This is a genomic window from Variovorax sp. (assembly GCF_035634955.1).
GTDB lineage: Bacteria > Pseudomonadota > Gammaproteobacteria > Burkholderiales > Burkholderiaceae_C > Variovorax.
In genome coordinates, this window is the sequence record NZ_DASQBZ010000003.1 from 60,952 (window position 1) to 84,661 (window position 23,710).

The window sequence follows — 23,710 nt, forward strand, 5'->3', positions numbered from 1 at the left end:
GGTTCAGGCCAGCGCCACGATCAGCGGCCCGAGCAGGGTGAGCAGCACGTTCGCCAGCGCGTAGGTGATGGCGAAGGGAACGGTCGGGATCGCGTTGCCGGCCTTGTCCAGCACTTCGCCGAAGGCCGGGTTGGCGCTGCGTGAACCGGACAGCGCGCCGGCCAGGATGGCGGCGTTGTCGTAGCGCAGCACGTAGCGCGCGATCAGCAGGGTGATGATCATCGGCACCAGCGTGACCACCACGCCGACCAGGAACAGCGTCAGGCCGTGCTCGCGGATGGTGGACACCGCCTGCAGGCCCGATTGCAGCCCGACCACCGCAACGAAGCCGGCCAGGCCGAGGTCCTTGAGGATCTGCACGGCGCCCGGCGGCATGGCGCCGAAAGTCTGCCTGCGCGCGCGCCACCAGCCGAACACCAGGCCCGACAGCAGCGCGCCGCCGCCGGCGCCGAGCGTCAGCGGTATGCCGCCGAGCTTGACGCTCAGCAGGCCCACCAGCAGGCCCACGACCAGGCCAGCGCCGAGGAAGACGAAATCGGTCTTGGAGCTGGTCACCACCACCTCGCCGAAAGCGCTCGCCACGCGGCGCACGTCATGTTCGCCGCCGTACAGCGTGGCGGTGTCTCCCGCCTGGATCACCACCTCGGGCGCCAGGGGCAGTGGCTTGCCCATGCGGCGCAGGCCCAGCACGTACACGCCGTGCCGGACGCCTCCGGCCGTCGCCACGCGGATCTGGTCGACGGTGCGGCCGATCAACGCCTTGCTGGTGATGACCGCGTCGCGCCGCAGCAGGGTGACTTCCATCCCGTCGATGCCGTAGACCTCCTTGCCCAGCAGCGCGGCGCTGGCCACCACGCCGGCGCGCCGCCCGACCACCAGGACGATGTCGTCGTCTTCCAGCACCACCTGCGGCGTGACCTCGATGAACTGGTCGCCGCGCTTGATGCGCTCGATGGTCACGGGCGGCTCGCCCAGCGCCGATTCGAGCTGGGCCACGGCGTGGCCCTTGCCTGCGGAGATTCTGTAGAGGCGGCCGATCAGGTCGGGTGCCGCTTCCTGCTGGCCTTCGCCCAGCACGCGTACGCTGCCGGCCTGCATCTGCGCCTCGGCCTTGATCGCATCGTCGCGGATGCTGCGCTTCATGAGCCACGGCAGGATGTTGACGCACACGATGATGGCGCCGAACGAGCCGAACACGTAGGTGACGGCATAGCCGATGGCCACGTTGGCCTGCAGGCGCTGCGTCTCGTCGGCCGCGAGGCCGAGCTTGCCGATGGCGTCGCCGGCGGTGCCGATGATGGCGGACTGGGTCAGGCCACCGGCCGCCACCCCGGCCGCCAGGCCCTTGTCCAAGCCGGCCAGCTTGGCCATGATCACCACCGTCGCCAGTCCGGTGGCCGCCATGATCACCGCCAGCAGGATCTCCCTGACCGACTGCCGGCCCAGCGAATTGAAGAAGTCCGGCCCGCTCTCGTAGCCGACCGCGTAGATGAACAGTGCGAACAGAACCGACTTCACGCCCGAATCGATCTGCACACCGAACTGGCTGACCACGCAGGCCACCAGCAGCGACCCGGCCACGCCGCCGAGCTGGAACTTGCCGAACTTGATCTTGCCGATCAGGTAGCCCAGCGACAGTGACAGGAACAGGGCGATCTCGGGCGAGCGCTTGAAGATTTCGTGCAGCCAGTCCATGCGGGAGCTCCTTTCGTGTCCCTTCAGAGGCGAAGGCCGCCTCAGCCGTTTTGCGCGAGTCCTGCCAGCGCCACGACCACCGGCCCCATCAGCGGCAGGATGACGTTGGAAATGGCGTAGGTGATCGTGTAGCCCAGAAGAGGCGTGGTGTTGCCCGCCGCGTTCTGGATGGCGCTGAGCGCCGGCGTGCTGCATTGCTGGCCGGCGATGGCGCCGAGCAGCACCGGAGCCTCGAACTTGAGCAGGAAGTGCCCGACCATCAGCGAGCAGAAGGCCGGCACGACGGCGATGGCCACGCCCATGAGCGGCAGCGAGACGCCGTACTTGTGCACCAGGTCCAGCGCCTGCGGCCCGGAGGCCAGCCCGACGCAGGCAATGAAGGTCGCCAGGCCGATGTCCTTGAGCAGCGACAGCGCGTCGTCCGGCACGCTCAGCCGGCTCGGGTGGCGCGCCTGGTACCAGCCGAACACCAGGCCGGTGAGCAGGGCGCCGCCCCCGGTACCCAGCGACAGCGGCACGCCGCCCACCTTGACGCTGAACAGCCCGATGAACACGCCCAGGACGATGCCGGCCGCGGCGTAGGCGATGTTGCTCTTGACCGACTTGAGCACGGGTTCGCCCAGCGCCTTGACGGCATCGCCGATCTGGTCGGCAGTGCCGAACAGTTCAAGCCGATCGCCCAGTTGGAGCTTGAGGCCGGGCAGCAGCGGCAATCGGTAGGTTCCGCGCTGGACGTTGGCGACCAGCACGCTGTCGCCCACCAGCGGCGCGCCTCGCCCGCCGACGCCGGGCAGCGACAGTTCGCGCAGGGTCGATCCCTGCGCCGCCTTGTTGCGCAGCACCAGCGTGCTGCCTTGCAGGACCAGGCCGAACGCGCTGGCGTCGCCCGACTCCTCGACCAGGCCGGCGGCGCGCTCGGTGGCGTCGACCAGCGCCCGGCGGTGGCCGATCAGCAGGACGTGGTCGCCGGGCTGGAAGACCGTCTCGGGCGTCAGCGCAAGATGCTGGCCGTTGCGGATCAGGCCCTGGACGCTGCCTGCGCCGCGCAGTCGCTCGTCGATCTGCCGCACGGTCCGGCCGCCGGCCTTGACCTGGTACACCCGTCCCACCAGCTCCGGTGCCGCCGGCACGGCGCTGGCATCGTCGGACTGCCCGCCCATGGCCTTCCACAGCCGCTCGGCTTCCTCGCGCAGGTTCACGCGCAGGATCAGCGGAAAGAGCTGGCTGGTGACCACCACGATGGTGATCAGGCCGAAGATGTAGGTGATCGAATAGGCCGTGACGACATTGGCCTGCAGCTGCTGGATCTGCTCGGCCGGCAGCGCGAGCTTGGAAATCGCGTCGGTGGCCGTGCCCACCACGGCCGATTCGGTGGCGGCCCCGGCCATGAGGCCGGCGGCGGTGCCCGGGTCGAGCTTCATCAGGTGGGTGGCGGTCAGCACCAGCGCCAGCACGACGACGACCTCGATCACGCACAGCAGGCCGATGCGCAGGCCCTTGGCGTTGAGGTTGGCAAAGAACTGCGGGCCGCCGGCGTAGCCCAGTGCGAAGATGAAGAGCATGAAGAAGACGTTCTTCACGCTCGGCTCCAGCGTCACGCCGAACTGCCCGATCAGAAGCGCGGCGATCAGCGTGCCGCAGATGCCGCCCAGCTGGATCGGCCCGAACTTGATCTGGCCGACCGCATAGCCGATCGACAACGCCAGAAACAGGGCGATTTCCGGATGTGCGCGAAGCAGATTCCCTACCCAGTCAAGCAGCGTCATGTTCTTGCGTGCCGGTCGGCGCCGTCACATTTTGTTGACCACTGCGAATCAGTGTAGCTCCGAAAGATTCGTATTCCGAGACATTGTTTCTGCTTTGTCTGGGTGGGGAGGTGGGGTGGCCATCCTGCGGTCTCTCGGTCGTGCTATAGGCGGGTCCATTTCTTTGGGGAGGGCCGCCCGTCCTGCGCTGCCCGCCAGCGGCCTTCACTGCGCCGGCCCCTTCGGGGCTTCACTGCGCTCCTCGGCGGCACAGAGGCGGCCGCCGGCGGGCAGCGCAGGCCGGGCGGCGTGGCGTGACCGGCCTTGCCGGAGGGACTGGCGGGTGCACCGCAGGGCAGCCCCGAAGGGGCCGACACAGTGAAGGCCCCCGGCGCACGCCGCCCACCGCCGCAGCAGGGCGCAACGTGACAACACAGCACAATCAATAACCAGCGACCTTGCGCAGACCAACAACCCGATAGGCCAGCACGCACAGCTTGTCGCTCAACTCGTCCTCCCCGTAGCGCCCGTCCGGCCGGTACCAGGTGTAGAGGAACCCGGGCAGGCTGCAGGCGGCCAGCGCAGTGATCGAGGCGTCGTCGAAGTCCAGGTCGCCGTCGCTGCGGGCCTGCTCGAGCAAGGGCCGCAACTGGTCGTAGAAATGGTGCGCAAGCTTGCGCTGCGCAGCGCGGTACTCCGGCCGGTACACCTGAGGCTCGCGATACGGAAAGAACGCGCAGGGCTGGTGGGCAATGGTCGCGCGGATCAGGCGTCGCAGCCCCTCGAGCACCTTGTCGCAGGCGCTGCGCGGGTCATCGGCGGCGAAATCCATCGCCGTCAGGCACGCCACCGCCGGCCGCCACGACAGCGTCTCGAAGATCTCCTGCTTGTCCCGGAAGTAGTAGTAGACGAACGGCTTCGTCACGCCCAGCTCGCGCACGATCTGCGCCATCGTCGTGCTGGCATAGCCCTGCTCGGCGAAAAGCCGGGCCGCCGCCTGCAGGATTCGCTCACGCTGCAGCTGCGTCCCTGGCGTGGCCACGCGCTGCCGGCCGGTGCGCGGCGAATCGCTCCCCGCCGCTCGCCGCCGAGAGGGTTTCCGCGGTGTCGCCGAAGTTATACCCATCGGTAGGATTGTTGTTGCAACATTGTTCAGATGACAACCGAAGGCGCGGCCCACGCCGCTATCGGTAACCCTGAGAGACAGACGCCATGGTGACATCCCTTCCCGATCGCCCGCTGCAGCCCCTGCATGAATACCTGCGCGCGCATGCGCGAGATCGCGGCGCGCACGCGGCCTGCATCTGGTACGGCGCCACCATGAGCTTTGCCGAACTCGACGCCGCCAGCGACGCCTTTGCCGCGCGCCTGCAGGCCATCGGCGTGCGCAAGGGCGATCCGGTGGTGCTCTTCCTTGGCAACTGCCCGCAATACCTCGTGGCGCACTACGGCATCCAGAAGGCCGGCGCCATCGTCTGCCCGAGCGGGCCGCTCAACAAGGAGCACGAGCTCGCCTACCAGGTGGGCGACCTGCGCGCCCGCGTGATCGTCGCGGCCAGCGACCTGCTGCCGGTGGTCGACAGGGTGCGCGCGCAGGTCGATTCGCTCGCGCACGTGTTCGTCGTGCACTACGCCGACCTGCTGCCTCAAGCGCCGACGCTCGACCTGCCGGCCGAACTGGCCGCGGTACGCACGGCGCCGCGCGTCGTCCCGCAAGGATGCGAGGACTTCCTGGCCGCGATGCGCACCACCGCCAGGCCGGCGCCGGTCGACATCGACATGGACGACGTCGCGCTCATGACCTATACGTCGGGCACCACCGGCCTTCCCAAGGGCGCGATGCTCAGCTACGCCAACGCGCTGTTCAAGACGCGTGTGGCGGCCGACTGCAACGGCGTCACGCCCGACGACGTGCTGCTGTCGATCGCGCCGCTCTATCACATCGCCGGCATGCTGATGGGCGTCAACGTGCCGGTGCTTGCCGGCGCCACCGCGGTGCTGCTGCATCGCTTCGATGCGCATGCAGTGCCGCAGGCCATCGAGCGGTATCGCGTCAGCTGGTGGTACAGCATCGCGCCGATGAACGTGGCGGTGATGCAGCTGCCCGACGTGCGCCAATTCGACCTCGGCAGCCTGCGGCGCAACCCGGTCACGAGCTTTGGCATCGTCTTCACCGAGCCGTTGGCCAGGCAGTGGCAGGACTACGCGGCGAGCTCCGTGTCGTTCGAGGCTGCCTACGGCCTGTCGGAAACGCACACCTGCGACACCTACACGCCGCAGCACGCGCCGCGCTGGGGAACGCAGGGCCTGCCGGCGCCGGGCGTGCGCATCCGCATCGTCGACCCCGATACCGGGCAGGACCAGCCGACGGGCGAGATCGGCGAAATCGTGCTGACCAGCCCGGGCACCTTCAAGGGCTACTGGAACAAGCCAGAGGCCACCGCCGCCACGCTGCGCGATGGCTGGGTCCACACCGGCGACATGGGCAAGCTCGATGCCGATGGCTACCTCGCCTTTATCGGGCGCTTCAAGGAAATGATCAAGGTCTCGGGCTACAGCGTGTTTCCCGAAGAGGTCGAGACCATTCTCATCAGGCATCCGGCGGTGGCGCAGGCCGCGGTCATCGCGCAGCCCGATCCGGAAAAGGGCGAGGTGGTCAAGGCCTTCATCGTGCGCAAGAAGGATGCGCAACTCGACGAGCCCCAGCTCATCGCCTGGGCGCGCGAGAACATGGCGCCGTACAAGGCGCCGCGAGCCGTGCGCTTCATCGACGCGTTGCCGACCACCGGCGCCGGCAAGGTGCTGCGCCGACTGCTCAAGGACGTCCGATGAGTCGTCGCCGGACCGCCCCGCAAAGGGCACGCACCGCAGCGCGCCGCGCCGAGGTGGAAGCATGAGCTTGCGCAAGGTACTCATTGCCAATCGCGGCGAGATCGCCGTGCGGCTGGCACGCGCGCTGCGCGACCTGGGCATCGTCAGCGTGGCTGGCTTCTCGCGTGACGATGCGCAGGCGCTGCATGCGCGCGTGGCAGATACCGCCGTCGCGCTCGACGCCACCGGCCCCTCGGCCTACCTCGATCCGGTGCGCTGGATCGCCATCGCGCGCGAGCACGGCTGCGACGGCGTGCATCCCGGCTACGGCTTCCTGAGCGAGCGGGCCGATTTCGCGCAGGCCTGTGCCGATGCGGGTCTGGTCTTCATCGGGCCGACGCCCGAGCAGCTTGCGCTGTTCGGTGACAAGGCACGGGCCCGGGCGCTGGCCCGGCAATGCGACGTGCCGGTCATGCCGGGCAGCGTCGGAGCCGTCACGCTCGAGCAGGCGCGGGCCTTCTTCGACGCGCAGCAGGCCGAAGGCGGCGAAGCCGGCGTGATGGTCAAGGCCATCGGTGGCGGCGGCGGCCGCGGCATGCGTGCCGTGCTGCGGCGCGCGGACCTGGCCGATGCGCACGCGCGCTGCAGCTCGGAGGCGAAGGCGGCCTTCGGCGTGGAGGGCGTCTACGTCGAGCGCCTGATGCTGCACGCGCGGCACATCGAGATCCAGGTGCTCGGCGATGGCCGCTCCGTGGCCAGCCTGGGCGAGCGCGAATGCACGCTGCAGCGGCGCTTCCAGAAACTGGTCGAGATTGCGCCGAGCCCGACGCTGGGCGATCCGCTGCGCGAGCGCATCACCCAGGCGGCGCTGCGCATGGCGCAACAGGTCGGCTACCGCGGCCTCGGCACGTTCGAATTCCTGGTCGATGAGAACGCGCGCGACCTGCCGTTCGTCTTCATCGAAGCCAACCCTCGCCTGCAGGTGGAGCACACCGTCACCGAGGCGGTCACCGGACTCGACCTGGTGCAGCTGCAGCTCGGCGTGGCCGCCGGCCGCACGCTCGATGAACTGGGCGTCGCGCCGGGGCGGTCCGTGCCGCAGCGCGGCTTTGCCGTCCAGTGGCGCATCAACGCCGAGACGCTGGATGTGCACGGCCAGGCGCGGCCGGCCAGCGGCATGCTGTCGCGCTTCGACCTTCCCGCCGGACCAGGCGTGCGCGTCGACACGCACGGCTATGCCGGGCTGGCGCCTTCGCCTCACTATGATTCGCTGCTGGCCAAGCTGGTCGTGCACAGCGCGTCGGCCAACTTCGCCGATGCGCTGCGCCGGTCGCAGCGTGCGCTCGACGAATTCGTCATCGAAGGCCTGGCGACCAACCTGCCGCTGCTGCGCGCGCTCGGCGAGCGCCCCGAGTTCGCGCGACAAGCGGTGCACACGCGCTTCGTCGAGATGCACCTGGCAGACCTTCTGGCTTCGGCGCGGCGGTTCGAGCGCCCGTCGGCACCCGCAGTCGCGGCCGCGTCGACGCATCCGCGGCCGCGCGACATTGCCGGCGACGAAGAAGACGGCGTCTTCATCCTGCGCGCGCCCATGGCCGCGCGACTGGTGCAGTTCGAAGTCGCGGTGGGCGATGCGCTGCCGGCTGGCGCGCAGGCCGGCGTGCTGGAGGCCATGAAGATGGAGCACCTGCTGCACCTGCCGCGTGCCGGGCGGGTGCTGGCACTGCTGGCCGAGCCCGGGGAGTACCTGGTCGAGGGGCAGTCGCTGATGCGGCTCGAGGCCGTCGACGCCGGCGGCGTGCAGGCGCTGGCGAACGAGGCGCTCGATCCCGACCTCATCCGCCCGGACCTGAAGAAGGTCATCGACCGGCATGCGCCCACGCTGGACGCCAACCGGCAGGCGGCGGTCGCGAAGCGACAGGCGCAAGGTGGCCGCACGGCGCGCGCCAACATCGCGGACCTGTGCGCGCTGCATGATGACGCGAACAACTTCAGCGAATACGGTGCGCTCGCCATCGCCGCGCAGACGCGCCGCCGTTCGCTCGACGACCTGATCGCCAGCACGCCGGCAGACGGCATGGTCACGGGCATCGGCAACGTCAATGCGGACCGCTTCGGGCCCGAGAAGTCGCGCTGCGTGGTCATGGCCTACGACTACACGGTGCTGGCGGGCACGCAGGGTTGGCGCAATCACCAGAAGACCGACCGCATGCTGCGCGTCGCGCACCAGCTGCGGCTGCCCGTGGTGCTGTTCGCCGAAGGCGGGGGCGGGCGTCCCGGCGACACCGACATGCCGATCGTCGCGGGCCTGAACAACCACACCTTCAGCCAGTTCGCCGCGCTGTCGGGCAAGGTGCCGGTGATCGGCGTCGCGCACGGGCGGTGCTTCGCGGGCAATGCGGCATTGCTGGGTTGCGCCGACGTCATCATCGCCACCGAAGCGAGCAACATCGGCATGAGCGGCCCGGCCATGATCGAGGGCGGCGGTCTTGGCACCTTCGCGCCAGAGCAGATCGGGCCCAGCAGGGTGCAATCGGGCAACGGCGTGATCGACGTGCTGGTCAAGGACGAGGTGCATGCCGTTGCGGTCGCGAAGCAATACCTGTCCTACTTCCAGGGCCCGCTGACCGACTGGCAATGCGCCGACCAGCGCCTGCTGCGGCATGCGGTGCCCGAGAACCGGCTGCGCGTCTACGACATGCGCGCCGCACTGCAAGGGCTGGTCGACAGCGGATCGATGCTCGAGCTGCGTGCCGGCTTCGGCGCCGGCATGATCACCGCGCTGGCGCGCATCGAGGGCAGGCCGGTCGGCGTGCTGGCCAACAATCCGCACCACCTGGGCGGCGCGATCGACGTGGACGCGGCCGACAAGGCGGCCCGCTTCATGCAGCTGTGCAACGCGCACGGGCTGCCGCTGGTGGCGTTGTGCGACACGCCGGGCTTCATGGTCGGCCCAGACGTCGAGGCGCAGGCGCAGGTTCGCCACGTGTGCCGCATGTTCATGGTGGCGTCGCACCTGCGCGTGCCGTATTTCGCGGTCGTGCTGCGCAAGGGCTACGGGCTGGGTGCGCAGGCCATGACGGCCGGCGGCTTCGACGCCCCGGTCTTCACCGTTTCCTGGCCGACCGGCGAGTTCGGCGCCATGGGGTTGGAAGGGGCCGTCCGGCTGGGCTTTCGCAAGGAACTGGAGGCGGTGCCCGAAGGCGAGCCGCGCGATGCGCTGTTCAAGCAGTTGGTGGCGCAGCAGTACGCCAACGGCGAAGCCATCCACATGGCGCAGACGCTCGAGATCGATGCGGTGATCGACCCCGCGCACACGCGCGAATGGCTGGTGCGCGGCCTCGATTCGGCGGCCGGCATGCACGAGCCCGCGCAGCCGTTCGTCGACACCTGGTGAGGACGCGGCGCGCGCCCGGCTGTCCCGGATCGGCGCTACACCTCTACACAAGACTTCGCGTCAGGCTTACACGCCTTTGACATGGCCCCGGCACGATGAAGGCTCCTTCATTCGATGGAAAGGACCACAACATGAAGAAGCTATTGATCACCGCCGGCGCCGCCGCCCTGATGTCGCTGGGCACGCTGGCACTGCCGTCCACCGCCCTGGCCGACGTGGCCGTTTCCGTCCAGTTCGGCCCGCCGCCGCCACCCGTGCGCGAAGTCGTGCCGGCACCGCGTCCGGGCCACGTGTGGGCGCCGGGCCACTACGAATACAGGAAGGGCCATTACGTGTGGTCGAAGGGCCGCTGGATGGACGCCCGACCGGGCTATGCCTATCACGCGCCGCAATGGCAGGAGCGCAATGGCCGCTGGTACTACAACCAGGCCCGCTGGGATCGTGACGGCGACGGTATCGCCAATCGAGACGACCGGCACCCGGACCGGCCCGATGCCGCACGGCATGACAGGGACCATGACGGCGTAGCCAACGCCTACGATCGCCGTCCGGACGATCCGCATCGTCGCTAACAACGGTGTGGACGGGCGAAGCACTTTCAACCAAGTCTTCGCCCGCGCTTGACATAGCGTTTACATAAGTCATCCACGATAGCGTCATGCAGCACGGCAACCACGCCGCGCCGCAAGCGAATCGAAACAATACATAGGAGCCCACCATGAACCGTACAGCCCGCATCGCTCTCGCCACCGGCCTTCTGGGGCTGGCCGCGCTCGGCGCATCGACCGCGAACGCGCAGGTCTACGGCTCGATCAGCCTCAACCTGCCGGGCCCGCCGGTGGCCGTGGTGCCGGCACCGCCGGTGTACGTGCCGCGCCCGGTCGTGGTGGCGCCGCGTCCGGTCTATGGCCCGGCGCCCGGCTATCACTATCGCGACCGTGGTCACTACCATCGCGAGTACAACGCTCGCCGCTGGGACCGTGACGGCGACGGCGTGCCGAACCGCCACGACCGTCGTCCCAACAACCCCTATCGCTATTGAGCGGCTTCTCCAGGCGCGTAGCGGTGCTCAGTGGCCCAGCAGGCGGAACGCCAGTGGCATGAGCAGCGCCGCCATCACCACCTGCAGGCCCAGCGCCAGTCCGGCATAGGCGCCGGCCTGTGCATCCACCTGCAGGGCCCGCGCCGCGCCGATGCCGTGCGAGGCGGTGCCAAGGGCGAATCCGCGCGCGGCGTAGCCGGCAGGGTCGGTGCCGATGCGCAGGCGGTCGAACAGGTATTTCGCCGACAGCGCGCCGGTCATGCCGGTGAGCACGGCGAACACCGCCGACAGCGCCGGAATCCCGCCGATCTTTTCCGAGATGCCCATCGCCACCGGCGCCGTCACCGATTTGGGCGCCAGCGACAGCACCACGTCGTGCGGCAGCCCCACTGCCCACCCGAGCAGCAGCGCCGAGCTGCTGGCGGCCGCGCCCCCGAGCAGGGCGGCCAGAAGGATGCGGCCGTAGCGCTGGCGCAATTCGGTCCGCCGCTGCCACAGCGGCCAGGCCAGTGCCACCACGGCGGGCCCCAGCAGGAAGTGGATGAACTGCGCACCGGCAAAGTAGCTCCCGTAGTCGACACCGGTTGCCAGCAGGCCGCTGGCCAGCACGACCACCGACCACAGCACCGGATTGGCCCAGGGCGCCCCGCCCACGCGTGCCGACAGCGCCTGCGCCAGCAGGTACACCACCAGCGTGGCCGTCAGCCCGAACAGCGGCTGGGCCGACAGGTAGATCCAGAGTTCGACGAAGCGCGGCATGACCTTCGTTCAGTGCTCGCGGTCGCGCTTCGGGCGCGGCCACCAAAGAACGGCCGCCGTGACCGCAAGCCCGATCCAGGTGGACAGCACGATCACCAGCAGCATGCGCCCGCCGTACTGCGCCAGCAGCGTCAGGTGCGTCATGACGCCGACGCCCACCGGGATGAACAGCAGGGACAGGTGCGCGAGCAGGAAATCGGCACAGGCGGCGACGCTCTCGCGCACCCTCGGATGGCGCAGGGCGGGAAGCAGCAGCACGAGGCCGAGCACCGGCCCGGGCAGCGGCAGCGAAAACGCGCGCGAGAGCAATTCGCCCAGGCTCTGGAAGGCCAGCAGCCAGGCCAGTCCGCGCAGGCCCTGCATGCCCGGCATCAGAAGCGCGGGAGCTCGGGATGCGGCAGGCGGCCGCCGCGCACCACCTGCTTGCCGTATTCGGCGCAGCGCTGCAGCGTGGGAATCACCTTGCCGGGGTTCAATCCGCCGGCGGGGTCGAAGGCGCGCTTGACGCCCTCCATCTGCGCACGTTCCTCGGGGGTGAACTGCACGCACATGCTGTTGAGCTTTTCGACGCCCACGCCATGTTCGCCCGAGACGGTGCCGCCCATCGCCACGCTGGTCTCGAGGATGTCGGCGCCGAACAGTTCGCAGCGATGCAGCTCGTCCGGATCGTTGGCATCGAACAGCACCAGCGGGTGAAGATTGCCGTCGCCGGCATGGAAGACGTTGCAGCAGCGCAGGTCGTACTTCTTCTCCATTTCCTGGATCGCCAGCAGGATGTCGGCCAGGCGCTTGCGCGGAATGGTCGAATCGAGGCACATGTAGTCGGGGCTGATGCGGCCCGACGCCGGAAACGCGTTCTTGCGCCCGCTCCAGAAGCGCAGCCGCTCGGCCTCGTCGCGGCTCACGGCGATGGCGGTGGCGCCCGAGGCGCGCAGCACCTCGCTCATGCGGCCGATCTCTTCCTCGACCTCTTCGGGCGTGCCGTCCGATTCGCACAGCAGGATGGCCGCGGCCGTCAGGTCGTAGCCGGCCTGCACGAAGTCTTCCACCGCGGCGGTCATCGGCTTGTCCATCATCTCCAGGCCGGCCGGGATGATGCCGGCGGCGATCACCGCCGCGACGGCGTCGCCGGCCTTGCGCACGTCGTCGAAGCTGGCCATGATGCAGCGCGCCAGTTGGGGCTTGGGCACCAGCTTGACGGTGACCTCGATGGTGATGGCCAGCATGCCTTCGCTGCCGATGACCAGGGGCAGCAGGTCCAGGCCCGGCGTGTCGAGTGCGTCCGAGCCGAATTCCACCGGCTCGCCCTCGGCGGTGAAGCCGCGCACGCGCATCACGTTGTGCAGCGTCAGCCCGTACTTGAGGCAGTGCACGCCGCCCGAGTTCTCGGCCACGTTGCCGCCGATGGTGCAGGCGATCTGGCTGGACGGATCGGGCGCGTAGTACAGGCCATGGGGCGCCGCGGCCTCGCTGATGGCCAGGTTGCGCACCCCGCATTGCACGACCGCGGTACGGCTGACCGGATCGATCTTGACGATGTTGTTGAACTTGGCCAGCGACAACGTCACGCCTTCGGTGTGGGGCATGGCTCCGCCCGACAGGCCGGTGCCGGCGCCGCGCGCCACCACCGGCACGCCGAGGGCATGGCAGACCTTGAGCGCAGCGGCCACCTGGGCCTCGCTTTCCGGAAGCGCCACCACCAGCGGCCGCGCGCGGTACGCCGTGAGGCCATCGCATTCGTACGGCACGGTGTCCTCGGACTGCCACAGCAGGGCGTGCGCTGGCAGCACGCGTTGCAGGGCGCGCACCACCTGGGACTGGCGCTCGGCGCGCGACAGCGCGGCCTGGTGAGGGGGCGAGGCGGGCGCGTTCATGGCAGCGGGTTCAGGAGCCGGTGACGCGGCGCAGCACGTCGACGTCGATCTCGGGCGAATGCATGAAGTCCTTCTCGAACTCGCCGTGGATCTCGACTTGCGTCTTGTCGTCGATCGGTTCGGCCGGGAAGTGCTTGGCGTCGATCTCGACGCGGATGGTGCCGGTGCCGTCGGAGAACTCGTACTTGTCGCTGCCCACCTTCTTGAGCAGGCGCCCACGCAGGACGACCTGCTGGTCGTCCCGACCGTCCTTGAGCAGCGATTCGACCGTGACCGGCGCGACGGCGTTCGGGCCCGTGTACTGGGCCGCCGCGGGAGCGGCCGCAAACGCGGCCAGCAGCAGGGCGCCGGCGGTCGGTGCGAGCGCGGCCAGGCGTCGTGCGGTGCGGCTTCGGACTTGTCGGTTCATGGGTTCCTCCTTTGCTATGGGCGAGGAATCATTGTGCGTCATCCGGGGGCGGCGCCCACGGCGCGTCGGGCCGGCGCGGCCGTCAGCGAAACACGACGGTCTTGTGCCCGTTGAGCAGCACGCGGTGCTCGGCATGCCACTTCACGGCGCGTGCCAGCACCTGGCTTTCCGTGTCGCGGCCGCGCGCGGTGAGGTCTTCCACCGTGTCGGTGTGGTCGGCGCGCGCCACGTCCTGCTCGATGATCGGGCCTTCGTCCAGGTCGGCGGTCACGTAGTGGGCGGTCGCGCCGATCAGCTTCACGCCGCGGTCATGGGCCTGGTAGTACGGCTTGGCGCCCTTGAAGCTGGGCAGGAAGGAGTGGTGGATGTTGATGGCGCGGCCGGCCAGCCGGGTGCACAGATCGTTGCTCAGGATCTGCATGTAGCGCGCCAGCACCACCAGCTCGGCGCCCTCGGCCTCGATCACCTCCAGCTGCCGGGCCTCGGCCTGCGCCTTGGTCGCGGCCGTCACCGGAATGTGATGGAACGGCACGTTGTAGCTGGCGGCCAGCTGGTAGAAGTCGCGGTGGTTCGAGATGATGGCCCGCACGTCGATGGCCAGCAGGCCGCTCTTCCAGCGGAACAGCAGGTCGTTCAGGCAGTGGCCGTCGCGGCTGACCAGGAGCACGGTCTTCATCGGCTGGGTTGCCGCATGCAGCTGCCAGTTCATGGCGAAGCCCTGGGCGAAAACCTCCAGTTGCTGGCGCAGCGCCGCCTCGGGATGGTCGCCGCAGGCGAAGCGCACGCGCATGAAGAACAGGCCGGTGCCGTGGTCGTTGTATTGCGCCGCCTCTTCGATGTTGGCCCCGCGCTCGAGCAGGAAGCCCGAGACGGCATGCACGATGCCGGTCCGGTCGGGGCAGGAAAGGGTAAGGATGTACGCGGGGGTCATAGAGGGGGGCTATTGTCGCAGGGCGGCGGTGCCCTTGCCGGCGCCGGTGCACGGCTTTGCCCGGGGTGCCAAAATGCCCGTCCCTGTCGCCGGCCCCGCCGGCTTGCCCTAGGAGTGATATCGATGGCCTACAACGACTTCAACATGGACAACCAGTGGTTGCCCTTCACCCCCAACCGCCATTTCAGGAAGGACCCGCGGGTCTTCGTGGCGGCCGATGGCATGGAATTCACCACGCACGACGGCAGGAAGGTGATCGACGGGGTGTCGTCGTTGTGGTGCGTCGGTGCCGGGCACAACCGCAAGCCGATCAACGAGGCGATCAAGAAGCAGCTGGACACGCTGGACTACGCGACCGCCTTCCAGGTGAGCAACGACAAGGCCTTCAAGGCGGCCGAGATGATCGCCGCCATGGCCCCGGGCGACCTCAACCGGGTGCTGTTCTGCAATTCGGGCAGCGAAGCGGCGGACACCTCCATGAAGGTGGCGCTGGCCTATCACCGCGCCCGCGGCGAGGGCCACCGCAACATCTTCATCGGCCGCGAGAAGGGCTATCACGGCGTCGGCTTCGGCGGCATGTCGGTGGGCGGCATTCCGGCCAACCGCAAGGTGTTCGGCACCTCGCTGCTGCCGCGGGTGGACCACATGCGCTTCATCCATGACCCGGTCAATCACGCCTACATCCACAACGAGCTGCCGCAGTGGAAGGAAGATCCCCTGGCCGAACTGGAGCAGCGCATCCTGCCGCTGCACGACCCGAGCAACGTGGCGGCGATCATCGTGGAGCCGGTGGCCGGCTCGGCCGGCTGGTACCTGCCGCCGCAGGGCTACCTGCAGCGCCTGCGCGAGATCTGCGACAAGCACGGCATCCTGCTGATCTTCGACGAGGTGATCACCGGCTTCGGCCGCATGGGCACCAACTTCGCGGCCGACTTCTTCGGCGTCGTGCCGGACATGCTGAACTTCGCCAAGTGCGTGACTAACGGCGTCATCCCGCTGGGCGGCGTAATCTGCCGCGACAAGCTCTACGACGCGATGATGAACACCAGCGCGCCGGAGCACGTGGTGGAGTTCTTCCACGGCTACACCTACTCGGGCCATCCGGTGGCCTGCGCGGCCGCCATCGCCTCGCTGGAGCTGTATGAGAAAGAGGGCCTGTTCGCCCGCGCCGGCGAGATGGCCAAGGTGTTGGGCGATGCCTTCCACGGCACGCTCAAGGGTCTGCCGAACGTGATCGGCGTGCGCAGCATGGGGCTGGCGGCGGCGGTCGAGCTGGCGCCGATGGCCGGCGCACCGGGCAAGCGCGCCTACGACATCTTCCTGGACTGCTACCACCGCGGCGCGCTGGTGCGCCCGGCTGGCGACGTGCTGGTGATCGCGCCGCCCTACATCGTCGAGAAGTCGCACATCGACACGCTGGTCAACACGCTGGCGGATTCGATCAAGCGCCACGCCTGACCGGCGCCGGCCTCGCCGTCAGCGCGGCCGGTTGCGCAATTCGGCGCAATGGTCGACCGGCGGCAGCGCCGGGGTCGTCCAGGTCGCGTCGTAGGCGGCCGGCGGCTCGGCCGGGGGCGGCTCGCCGGCGGCCAGGCGCAGCACCAGCACCTTCATGTCCGTGGGCAGGTGTTGCGGCACGCCGGTGCCGCGCGCAATGTGGCCGGCGCCGCTGACCAGGAGCACCGTCTTGCCCGGCACACGGGCCTGCGCCAGCGTCAACGCCATGGCGCGGTCGCGCGCGACTTGCACCCGGGTCATGGGCTGGATCTGGCTTTCCGGGAGCAGGTTGCAGTGGCCGTCGCGCACGGCGTCTTCCTGGGCCTTGCGGGCGTCCGCGCTCAATTGGGCATCGAGCGAGACGTCGGCCATGGCGTCCTTCATCCTGGCCCGCGGAAGGTTGGCGCCCAGCACCGGCACGCCGGCCTCGACCGCCGCCATCACGACGGGCCCGTAGTCCGACCACGGCCAGGCACGATCGCTCCAGGCCAGTGCCTCGCGCACTTGCGCCGGCTCGGCGTCCGGGCCCAGCCGCCGCGTGTCGCGGCCCTGCTCGGCCATTTCCACCGCCAGGGCCGCCAGCCGGCCCTGCGCCGCCAGGGCCTGCACCGCTTCGCGCTCGATGCGGTGATGTTCGTCGGCATCGTGCTGCTCGCCGATCAGCAGGAAGTCGACCGCGGGCAGTTTGGACAGAGACGCTCCGGTGGCGCCCGGCCCGGGTGCCGGGCCGTCCGCCGGGCCGGGCGCCAGCAGGCTGCAGCCGGCCGCGCCGAAGCCGCAAAGGAGCAGCCCAACGGCGCCAAAAAGAAAACGGCCGCTCGAAAGCGGCCGCTCACTTTTGATTTCTGCCATGCCAGTCAGTGCATGAGCACCGGATTCTGCGCCAATTCGGCATAGCCTTCGAGGGTGGTCTCGACTTCCTCCTCGGTTGGCGTGTTCAGCTGCCAGGCCGTGATCTGCTGCTGGAACAACTCGGCCCAGGAGCCGTCGAGGTAGACCTCCTTGCCCGAGCGCTTGTCGACGATTTCGAACCCGTGCCGCACCAGGGCGGGCAGGTTCGGCTGCACCACCTCGTCGTTCGCCTGCAGATGGACGACGACGAAGGAGTCGGAGTCATAGAGCATTTGCATGTTGTCCAGCGAAGTCCGGAAGTCGATGTCATTCATGATGGTTAGATAGCAACTGATGCGCCAGTTTCAAGATAGACGCAGTTGTTGTAGGAAAGTGCCCCGGTCAACGACATCCGAGACGCCTGGCGTGCGCAATTCGATGTTTCAAGGCGTCGACGCGTCACGCAGTTGCAAATCGATCACATCTCCGTTGGTTTGCGTCTGCTGCATGCGCACCGGCAGGTACCCCAATTCGGGCGCCAGCCACAGTTCGAGTCGATAGTCGTCCGGGCGGCGCGGGGCCCGGGTCAGCCGGCGTGCCGAATACTGGCCGGCAGGCACCGACACCGTCTCGGTTTCCCCGACTTCGAACGTCCACACTTCGGCATCCTTCGGCCCGACGGTCTGAATGGCCAGCCGGCTGCCGGGCGGGTGCCTGGCCTCGTTGCCTGCCAGCAGCGCGCCCAGCTGCATCACCACGCTCAGCCGGTCCTGCGCGCCGGGCTGCAGGACGGCGGCCGGCGCACCATTGCCGAACACGACGCGGCCCTGGTCGCGCTGCAGCTGTGCGACTTCCTCGTTGCGGCGCGTTTCCGTGAAGCGCTCGGGCACCAGGGCGCCATCGACGATCCGCCCGGCGCTGGTCTGCGTACGCACCGTCTTGAACAGCACCTTGATGGCCAGCCTGGCCTCGTAGCGCTGCCCGTCCTGTTGCCAGTCGAGATGGCCGAAGACGCCCTTCCACGGTTGCACGCCACGCTGGCCCAGCATGTCGAAGCGAAGCTGCACCGATGGGTGGACCTGCGACTGGCCCGCGGCCGGGGCGGGATCGGCCACTTCGACCCCGCTGCCGGAAGCATGACTGACCGTTGGCCCGCCGGCCAGCTCCCTGGCCGGTTCCGCGGATTGCCCGTCGTTCGGTCCGGCCGGGGTTGATGCCGGTTCCGCGGCGGCCGGGTAGACCTGCACCACGTCAGGCCCGGCAGGTGCGGGCGTCCGCTTCGGTGGGGAAGGCGGCGGGGGAGGCGCTGCTGCCCGCCGGGCCGGGCGCGCGGCAGGCGCCGCTGCAGGAGCCGGCGGCGGGGGTGGCGGCCGGGTCACCGGCGCCGGCGGGGGAGGCGGCGGCGCAATCAGCCGTGCCTCGGTGACTTGGCGGTCTGGCCCCGGCAGCACGGGCGGTCGCAACGGCAGCCCCAGCAGCGCCACGGCATGCAGCATCAGCACCACGACCGCCACCCAGGCGGTCCGGCGCCAGGCGGTCGGTGCGGGGGAGGCGGAGCGGGACGTCATCAGGTAATGGCCGTCGCCGAGGTCGGCCGGCGACGGCAGGTCGCGGCTGGCAGCACGGCGGCGCAGCCGCGCCTGGCAGGGCGTCGCGCGCGCCTCGCTAAACTGCCGGCCGTTATCGGCCCAGTTTAGTCGCGCCTGCGCGGCGGCGCAGCGGACACCCCAACACCATGAAACTCGCTACCTACCGGGACGGTTCGCGCGACGGCCAGCTGGTCGTCGTCTCGCGCGACCTGAGCCAGGCCCACTACGCCACCGGCATCGCCTCGCGCCTGCAACAGGTGCTCGACGACTGGAGCTTTCTCAGTCCGCAGTTGCAGGATCTCTACGCCGCCCTCAACCATGGCCGGGCGCGCCATGCCTTTCCATTCGACCCGCAGCAGTGCATGGCACCGCTGCCGCGCGCCTACCAGTGGGCCGACGGCTCGGCATACATCAACCACGTGGAACTGGTGCGGAAGGCGCGCGGCGCCGAGGTGCCGCAGAGCTTCTACACCGACCCGCTGATGTACCAGGGCGGCAGCGACGACTTCCTGGGTCCGTGCGACCCGATCGTGGTGCCGAGCGAGGCGATGGGCATCGATTTCGAGGCCGAACTGGCCGTCGTCACCGGCGATGTGAAGATGGGTGCGACGCCGGAACAGGCGCTGGAGGGCATCCGCCTGGTCATGCTCGCCAACGACGTGAGCCTGCGCAACCTGATCCCGGCCGAACTCGCCAAGGGCTTCGGCTTCTTCCAGAGCAAGCCGGCCACCGCCTTCAGCCCGGTGGCGGTCACGCTGGACGAACTGGGCGAGGCCTGGCAGTCGGGCCGGGTGCACCTGGCGCTGCAAAGCAGCTGGAACGGCCGCAAGGTCGGCCTGTGCGATGCCGGGCCCGAGATGACCTTCCATTTCGGCCAGCTCATCGCCCACGCCGCCACGACCCGCAACCTGCGCGCCGGCGCCATCGTGGGCAGCGGCACCGTCAGCAACAAGGGCGTCGAGCGCAAGGACGGCCGCATGGACTGGCCAAAGGGCTACAGCTGCATCGCCGAGAAGCGCTGCATCGAGACCATTCTCGACGGCCAGCCCTCGACCGAGTTCATGAAGTTCGGCGACACCATCCGCATCGAGATGAAGGGCACGGATGGACGCTCGCTTTTCGGCGCGATCGACCAAGAGGTGATGGCGCCGGGCGGCAAACCGAAGGCGGAGGCGTCGGCAGCGTCGGGCTCGGATCTTCAGGGCGGGGCGGAAGCCATTGCATCCTCCTAGCCTGCAACGCGGGCGTCGATGCCGCCCGGTGGACGACCTTGTCGCCGGATTCACCTGGCCCGCAGCAACTCCTTCTGCGACCGGATACCCAGCCGCCGGAACGCCCGGTACTGGTGGGTGCGTACGGTGCTGAGCTCGATGCCCAGCTCCCGTGACGCCTCCTTGGCGGTCCGGCCGGCCCGCAGGTGCGCGATGACTTCGCGCTCGCGCAGGCTCAGGCCGAGCAGGCGGGCCGCCAGGTCCGGCGCCTGTGGGGCCGGGGCGTCGGCGGCGCCACGGCCGTGCGCGAACGTGGCTGCGGCAAGCAGCGCCGCATGCGCGGCGATGCGTGCGAAGTCCTCGGTGCCGAACTCCGGCTGAGCCAGGCTGCGGTAGAAGCTCACGGCGGCGCGCTGCCCCTGCGGCATGAGCATCAGCACCGATGCCCGCTCGCGGATGCCCACGTCGCCGTAACAGGCGGCGCGGTAGGCCGGGTCCGCCACCTCGTCGGCATGCTGGTGGCCCAGCCACAGCTGGGCTCGGCGCGGCCGCGGCCGCGCCGCCAGCCACACCATGTTCGGATCGAGCTGGTCGAAGCGGCGCGCGACATAGTGCTCGGCCGTGCGTTCGGCCGTGGTGCCGTAGCTGCTGGCGGCCGATACCGTCTGGATGCGGCCATCGGCGCCCACCGCATACACGGTGCAGAACGTCACGGGCAATATCCGGTGCATGCCCGCCAGGAAGCTGGCGGCCAGGTGCTGGGTGCCGATGCCCGCCAGCAGGTCGAGCACCACCGGTGAAGCCAGCGAGGCGTTGTCGTCGGAGGGAGGAAGGCGCCAGCGTTTCATAGGGTAAGTACCTCCTACGAAGTTAGGACAACCTGCAGCCGGACGCATCCGGACAATCCCTTCGCATGAACGCCCTCGTTGCCTCGCATCCCCGCACCGACGCCGTCGGCGCGGCCGGCGCCCCGTTGCCGCCCACCTCGGCGTCCGGTGCCCTGCCGCCGTCCGTGGGCGACTTCCACTACACGCGCTTCGCGCCCTGGCTGCCGCCGCTCGAGGGCGGCACCGAGCCGGGCCGCCATCCGGTGGTGATCGTCGGCGGCGGTCCGGTCGGCATGTCGCTGGCGCTGGGTCTGGCCAACCATGGCGTGCGCAGCGTGATCCTGGAGGCGGACGACACCGTGTGCGTCGGCAGCCGGGCTGCCTGCGTTTCGCGGCGAAGCCTCGAGATCGTCGGCCGCCTTGGTGCGCAGAAGGACTTTCTCGCCAAGGGGCTGGCCTGGACCGGCGGGCGCAGCTTCTACAGGACGCAGGAGGTATTCCGCTTCGAGATGCCCCATGACGCTCGGCAGAAGCTGCCGCCCATGATCAACCTCGAGCAGTACTACATCGAGCACTACCTGCTCGACGAGATCCGCCGGCGCGACGCCGCGCAACCCGGGCTGATCGACATTCGCTGGGGCACGGAACTCGTCGGCTTCGACGACAGCGGCGAAGACGGCCTGATGCTCCAGGCCAGGAACGCGCTGGGCGACTACGCCTTGCGGGCCGCGTGGATGGTGGCCTGCGACGGCGGCCAGAGCTTCGTGCGCAAGTCACTGGGCCTGAACCTCGAAGGCACGGCTTACGAAGGCCGCTACGTGATCATCGACATTGAACTGCACAGCAGCCACCCGACCGAGCGCCGCGCCTGGTTCGACCCGCCGTGGAACCCCGGCTCCACCGTGCTGATGCACCGCCAGCCGGACGACATCTGGCGCATCGACTACCAGCTGCGCCCCGGCCAGGACAGCGAGGCGGCGCTGCAGCCGGACGCCGTGCATGAATTCGTCACGCGCCACCTGTCGGCGATCGGCGAAGGCCATCTGCCGTGGAAGACCGTGTGGACGTCGATCTATCGCGCCGGGGCGATGACGCTCGAAAGCTATCGCCACGGCCGCGGCGGCCGCATCCTGTTCGCCGGCAACGCAGCGCATGCCATGCCGATCTTCGGTGTGCGCGGCCTCAACTCGGGCTTCGACGATGCCGACAACCTGGCCTGGAAGCTGGCGCTGGTGGCGCGCGGCATGTCGGACGCGGCGTTGCTGGACACCTACTGCGACGAGCGGATCGCCGCTTTCCACATCAACGCCGAAAGCGCCATGCGCAGTACCGAGTTCATGTCCCCGCCCTCGCGCGGCTTCGACCTGCTGCGCGAGGCGGCGCTGTCCCTGTCGGGCGCGCATCCGGGCATTGCCAGGCTCATCAACCCGCGCCAGACCGAGGCCGTGCGCTACGCCGATTCGCCGCTGTCCAGCGACGACGTCGGGGCCTGGACGGCCGGGCCGAAACCCGGCGAGGTGATGGCCGACCTGCCGTGGTCCCGCGGGCATTTGAGCGACCTGATTGCGCCGGGCTTCACCCTTCTTGCGCTCATGCCGGTCGACGGTGCACGGGCCGCTGCGTTGCGCCAGACCTGTGCCCAGGTGCGGCAGCAGGCCGGGGCGACAGGCCTGGCGCCGCAGGTGCACGAGCTGTTGCCCCAGCCCGATTCGCAGGCAACCTTTGCAGCGCTCGGCGCGGCGGACCAGGGTGCCCTGTACCTGCTGCGCCCGGATGGTCACGTGGCCGCGCGCTGGCACCGGCCGGGCGCGGACGACGTGCTGGCCGCCCTGGCGCGCGCGTCAGCCAGCCGTCTCCTGTCCGCGCCCAAGGAGGTCCTGCAATGAGCCAGCTTTCACCCGAGGCGCGCGACCGCGTGTATGCCGAGTGCGCGCACGCGATCAGCGAGGCCGGGCCCGAGCGGGAATCGCTCTTCCTGGCACGCCTGGCGCTGCTGCTGTTCGAGCAGCTCGGCGACGAGGCGCGTTGCCGCGCAGCGCTGGCCGATGCGCTGCATGAACTGCCACTACCATCCCTTTCCGCCTGAATACAAAGACTGGAGACATGCCTTGATCGACCGCAGACAACTTCTCGCCGGCCTTGCCGCGTCCGGCGCCGCACTGGCCGCGCCGTGGGCGCGCGCCCAGGACGCCTATCCATCGCAGCCGGTCCGCTGGGTGGTGCCCTATCCGGCCGGCGGCGGCACGGATGTCATCGCACGCAGCCTGGCCGAAGCGATGCGCGCGGGCATGGGCCAGCAGTTCGTGGTCGACAACCGGCCCGGTGCGGCGACCAACATCGGCGCCGAACTGGTGGCTCACGCCAAGCCGGACGGCTACACCATCATGTCCGCGGACAACGCGGTGCTGGCCTTCAACGAATACCTGTTCACCAAGCTGCCGTTCAACCCCGCCAAGGACTTCAGCTATATCGGCGCCATCGGCAAGTTCCCGCTCGCGCTGGTGGTCAATCCGTCGTTCCAGGCGCAGGACTTCAAGTCGTTCCTGGCCTACGTGAAGGCGCATCCGGGCGAGGTGAACTATGCCTCGCCCGGCAACGGCTCGCCGCACCACCTGGCGATGGAGATGTTCAAGAACCGCACCGGCACGTTCCTGACCCACATCCCGTATCGCGGCGCCGCGCCGGCCATGGCCGACGTGATGGGCGGGCAGGTGCCGTGCATGTTCCTGGACCTGGCCTCGGGCCTGTCGATCATGCAGTCGGGCAAGGTGCGGGTGCTGGCCATCGGATCGGCCCAGCGCTCCCGGCTCCTGCCCGACGTGCCTACGCTGGCCGAGGCGGGCGTGCGCGACAGCGAAGTCTTTGCCTTCCAGGGCGTGCTCGGGCCGGCCGGCCTGCCGGGTCCCGTCGTGCAACGGCTCAACCGCGAACTGAACAAGTCGTTCAACGCACCCGAGGTCGCCAAGCGATTCAGCGACTTCGGCATGGAAGCGATGCCGGGTTCGCCCGAGCAGTTCTTCGCGCTGGCGCGCGCCGAATCGCAGCGCTGGGGGCCGATCATCAAGGCGGCCGGCGTCAAGCTCGACTGATCC

The 23,710-nt window shown here is 69.3% G+C and carries 21 protein-coding genes; 9 read left to right on the forward strand and 12 right to left on the reverse strand.

What is annotated here, in order from left to right; translation table 11 throughout:
* Positions 1-3: 3 nt before the first annotated feature.
* The 3 genes from aspT (VES41_RS00695) to VES41_RS00705 form a co-directional block, all read right to left on the reverse strand.
* The gene (aspT, locus tag VES41_RS00695; RefSeq protein ID WP_324811679.1) at positions 4-1,695 is read right to left on the reverse strand and encodes an aspartate-alanine antiporter; all 1,692 of its coding nucleotides are present in this window, start codon (positions 1,693-1,695) and stop codon (positions 4-6) included.
* A gap of 41 nt (positions 1,696-1,736) precedes the next feature.
* Positions 1,737-3,461 (reverse strand): aspartate-alanine antiporter, encoded by a 1,725-nt coding sequence (gene aspT / locus VES41_RS00700; protein ID WP_324811682.1) that lies wholly within the window; start codon positions 3,459-3,461, stop codon positions 1,737-1,739.
* A gap of 421 nt (positions 3,462-3,882) precedes the next feature.
* Positions 3,883-4,566 (reverse strand): TetR/AcrR family transcriptional regulator, encoded by a 684-nt coding sequence (locus tag VES41_RS00705; RefSeq protein ID WP_324811684.1) that lies wholly within the window; start codon positions 4,564-4,566, stop codon positions 3,883-3,885.
* Between the two features lie 89 nt (positions 4,567-4,655).
* On the opposite strand from VES41_RS00705, the gene VES41_RS00710 reads away from it, so the two are divergent.
* The 4 genes from VES41_RS00710 (at position 4,656) to VES41_RS00725 (ending at position 10,690) form a co-directional block, all read left to right on the forward strand.
* On the forward strand, positions 4,656-6,272 hold the full coding sequence (locus VES41_RS00710) for an AMP-binding protein (protein ID WP_324811842.1): 1,617 nt from the start codon (positions 4,656-4,658) through the stop codon (positions 6,270-6,272).
* A 61-nt stretch (positions 6,273-6,333) separates the two neighbouring features.
* Positions 6,334-9,648: a carboxyl transferase domain-containing protein gene (locus tag VES41_RS00715; protein WP_324811687.1), complete on the forward strand. Its 3,315-nt coding sequence runs from the start codon at positions 6,334-6,336 to the stop codon at positions 9,646-9,648.
* 131 nt (positions 9,649-9,779) lie between these two features.
* On the forward strand, positions 9,780-10,220 hold the full coding sequence (locus VES41_RS00720) for a YXWGXW repeat-containing protein (protein ID WP_324811690.1): 441 nt from the start codon (positions 9,780-9,782) through the stop codon (positions 10,218-10,220).
* Between the two features lie 146 nt (positions 10,221-10,366).
* The gene (locus tag VES41_RS00725; RefSeq protein ID WP_324811692.1) at positions 10,367-10,690 is read left to right on the forward strand and encodes a hypothetical protein; all 324 of its coding nucleotides are present in this window, start codon (positions 10,367-10,369) and stop codon (positions 10,688-10,690) included.
* A gap of 27 nt (positions 10,691-10,717) precedes the next feature.
* Here the strand turns inward: VES41_RS00725 and VES41_RS00730 are convergent, their stop codons facing one another.
* The 5 genes from VES41_RS00730 to purU form a co-directional block, all read right to left on the reverse strand.
* Positions 10,718-11,449, reverse strand: a complete 732-nt coding sequence (locus tag VES41_RS00730; protein WP_324811694.1) for an LrgB family protein — start codon at positions 11,447-11,449, stop codon at positions 10,718-10,720.
* Between the two features lie 9 nt (positions 11,450-11,458).
* The gene (locus VES41_RS00735; RefSeq protein WP_324811697.1) at positions 11,459-11,812 is read right to left on the reverse strand and encodes a CidA/LrgA family protein; all 354 of its coding nucleotides are present in this window, start codon (positions 11,810-11,812) and stop codon (positions 11,459-11,461) included.
* Between the two features lie 8 nt (positions 11,813-11,820).
* Complete coding sequence (locus VES41_RS00740) at positions 11,821-13,323, reverse strand: FAD-linked oxidase C-terminal domain-containing protein (RefSeq protein ID WP_324811699.1); 1,503 nt, start codon at positions 13,321-13,323, stop codon at positions 11,821-11,823.
* Between the two features lie 10 nt (positions 13,324-13,333).
* Positions 13,334-13,732 carry a NirD/YgiW/YdeI family stress tolerance protein gene (locus VES41_RS00745; RefSeq protein WP_324811701.1) on the reverse strand — a complete coding sequence of 133 codons (399 nt, stop codon included), beginning with the start codon at positions 13,730-13,732 and terminating at the stop codon, positions 13,334-13,336.
* Positions 13,733-13,814: 82 nt separating this feature from the next.
* Positions 13,815-14,663, reverse strand: coding sequence for a formyltetrahydrofolate deformylase (gene purU, locus VES41_RS00750; protein WP_324811703.1), 849 nt, complete (start codon positions 14,661-14,663; stop codon positions 13,815-13,817).
* Positions 14,664-14,786: 123 nt separating this feature from the next.
* Here purU and VES41_RS00755 point away from each other — a divergent pair, with 123 nt between their 5' ends.
* Positions 14,787-16,121 (forward strand): aminotransferase class III-fold pyridoxal phosphate-dependent enzyme, encoded by a 1,335-nt coding sequence (locus tag VES41_RS00755; protein ID WP_324811705.1) that lies wholly within the window; start codon positions 14,787-14,789, stop codon positions 16,119-16,121.
* A gap of 18 nt (positions 16,122-16,139) precedes the next feature.
* Here VES41_RS00755 and VES41_RS00760 read toward each other — a convergent pair whose 3' ends face one another.
* The 3 genes from VES41_RS00760 to VES41_RS00770 all read right to left on the reverse strand — a co-directional run bounded on the left by VES41_RS00760 (position 16,140) and on the right by VES41_RS00770 (position 18,559).
* On the reverse strand, positions 16,140-17,012 hold the full coding sequence (locus VES41_RS00760) for a ChaN family lipoprotein (RefSeq protein ID WP_324811706.1): 873 nt from the start codon (positions 17,010-17,012) through the stop codon (positions 16,140-16,142).
* Between the two features lie 5 nt (positions 17,013-17,017).
* Complete coding sequence (locus tag VES41_RS00765) at positions 17,018-17,290, reverse strand: BTH_I0359 family protein (RefSeq protein WP_324811845.1); 273 nt, start codon at positions 17,288-17,290, stop codon at positions 17,018-17,020.
* Positions 17,291-17,434: 144 nt separating this feature from the next.
* The gene (locus VES41_RS00770) at positions 17,435-18,559 is read right to left on the reverse strand and encodes a DUF3108 domain-containing protein (RefSeq protein ID WP_324811708.1); all 1,125 of its coding nucleotides are present in this window, start codon (positions 18,557-18,559) and stop codon (positions 17,435-17,437) included.
* Positions 18,560-18,726: 167 nt separating this feature from the next.
* On the opposite strand from VES41_RS00770, the gene VES41_RS00775 reads away from it, so the two are divergent.
* The gene (locus VES41_RS00775; protein WP_324811711.1) at positions 18,727-19,812 is read left to right on the forward strand and encodes a fumarylacetoacetate hydrolase family protein; all 1,086 of its coding nucleotides are present in this window, start codon (positions 18,727-18,729) and stop codon (positions 19,810-19,812) included.
* 50 nt (positions 19,813-19,862) lie between these two features.
* Here the strand turns inward: VES41_RS00775 and VES41_RS00780 are convergent, their stop codons facing one another.
* Positions 19,863-20,639 (reverse strand): helix-turn-helix transcriptional regulator, encoded by a 777-nt coding sequence (locus VES41_RS00780; protein ID WP_324811713.1) that lies wholly within the window; start codon positions 20,637-20,639, stop codon positions 19,863-19,865.
* Positions 20,640-20,704: 65 nt separating this feature from the next.
* On the opposite strand from VES41_RS00780, the gene VES41_RS00785 reads away from it, so the two are divergent.
* From VES41_RS00785 to VES41_RS00795, 3 genes are read left to right on the forward strand one after another with little or no spacing between them, the layout of a single operon-like run.
* Complete coding sequence (locus VES41_RS00785; RefSeq protein WP_324811715.1) at positions 20,705-22,504, forward strand: FAD-dependent monooxygenase; 1,800 nt, start codon at positions 20,705-20,707, stop codon at positions 22,502-22,504.
* On the forward strand, positions 22,501-22,704 hold the full coding sequence (locus VES41_RS00790) for a hypothetical protein (RefSeq protein WP_324811719.1): 204 nt from the start codon (positions 22,501-22,503) through the stop codon (positions 22,702-22,704). The genes VES41_RS00785 and VES41_RS00790 overlap by 4 nt, the downstream gene beginning before the upstream one ends.
* 25 nt (positions 22,705-22,729) lie before the next feature.
* Positions 22,730-23,707 (forward strand): tripartite tricarboxylate transporter substrate binding protein, encoded by a 978-nt coding sequence (locus tag VES41_RS00795; RefSeq protein ID WP_324811848.1) that lies wholly within the window; start codon positions 22,730-22,732, stop codon positions 23,705-23,707.
* Positions 23,708-23,710: the final 3 nt, after the last annotated feature.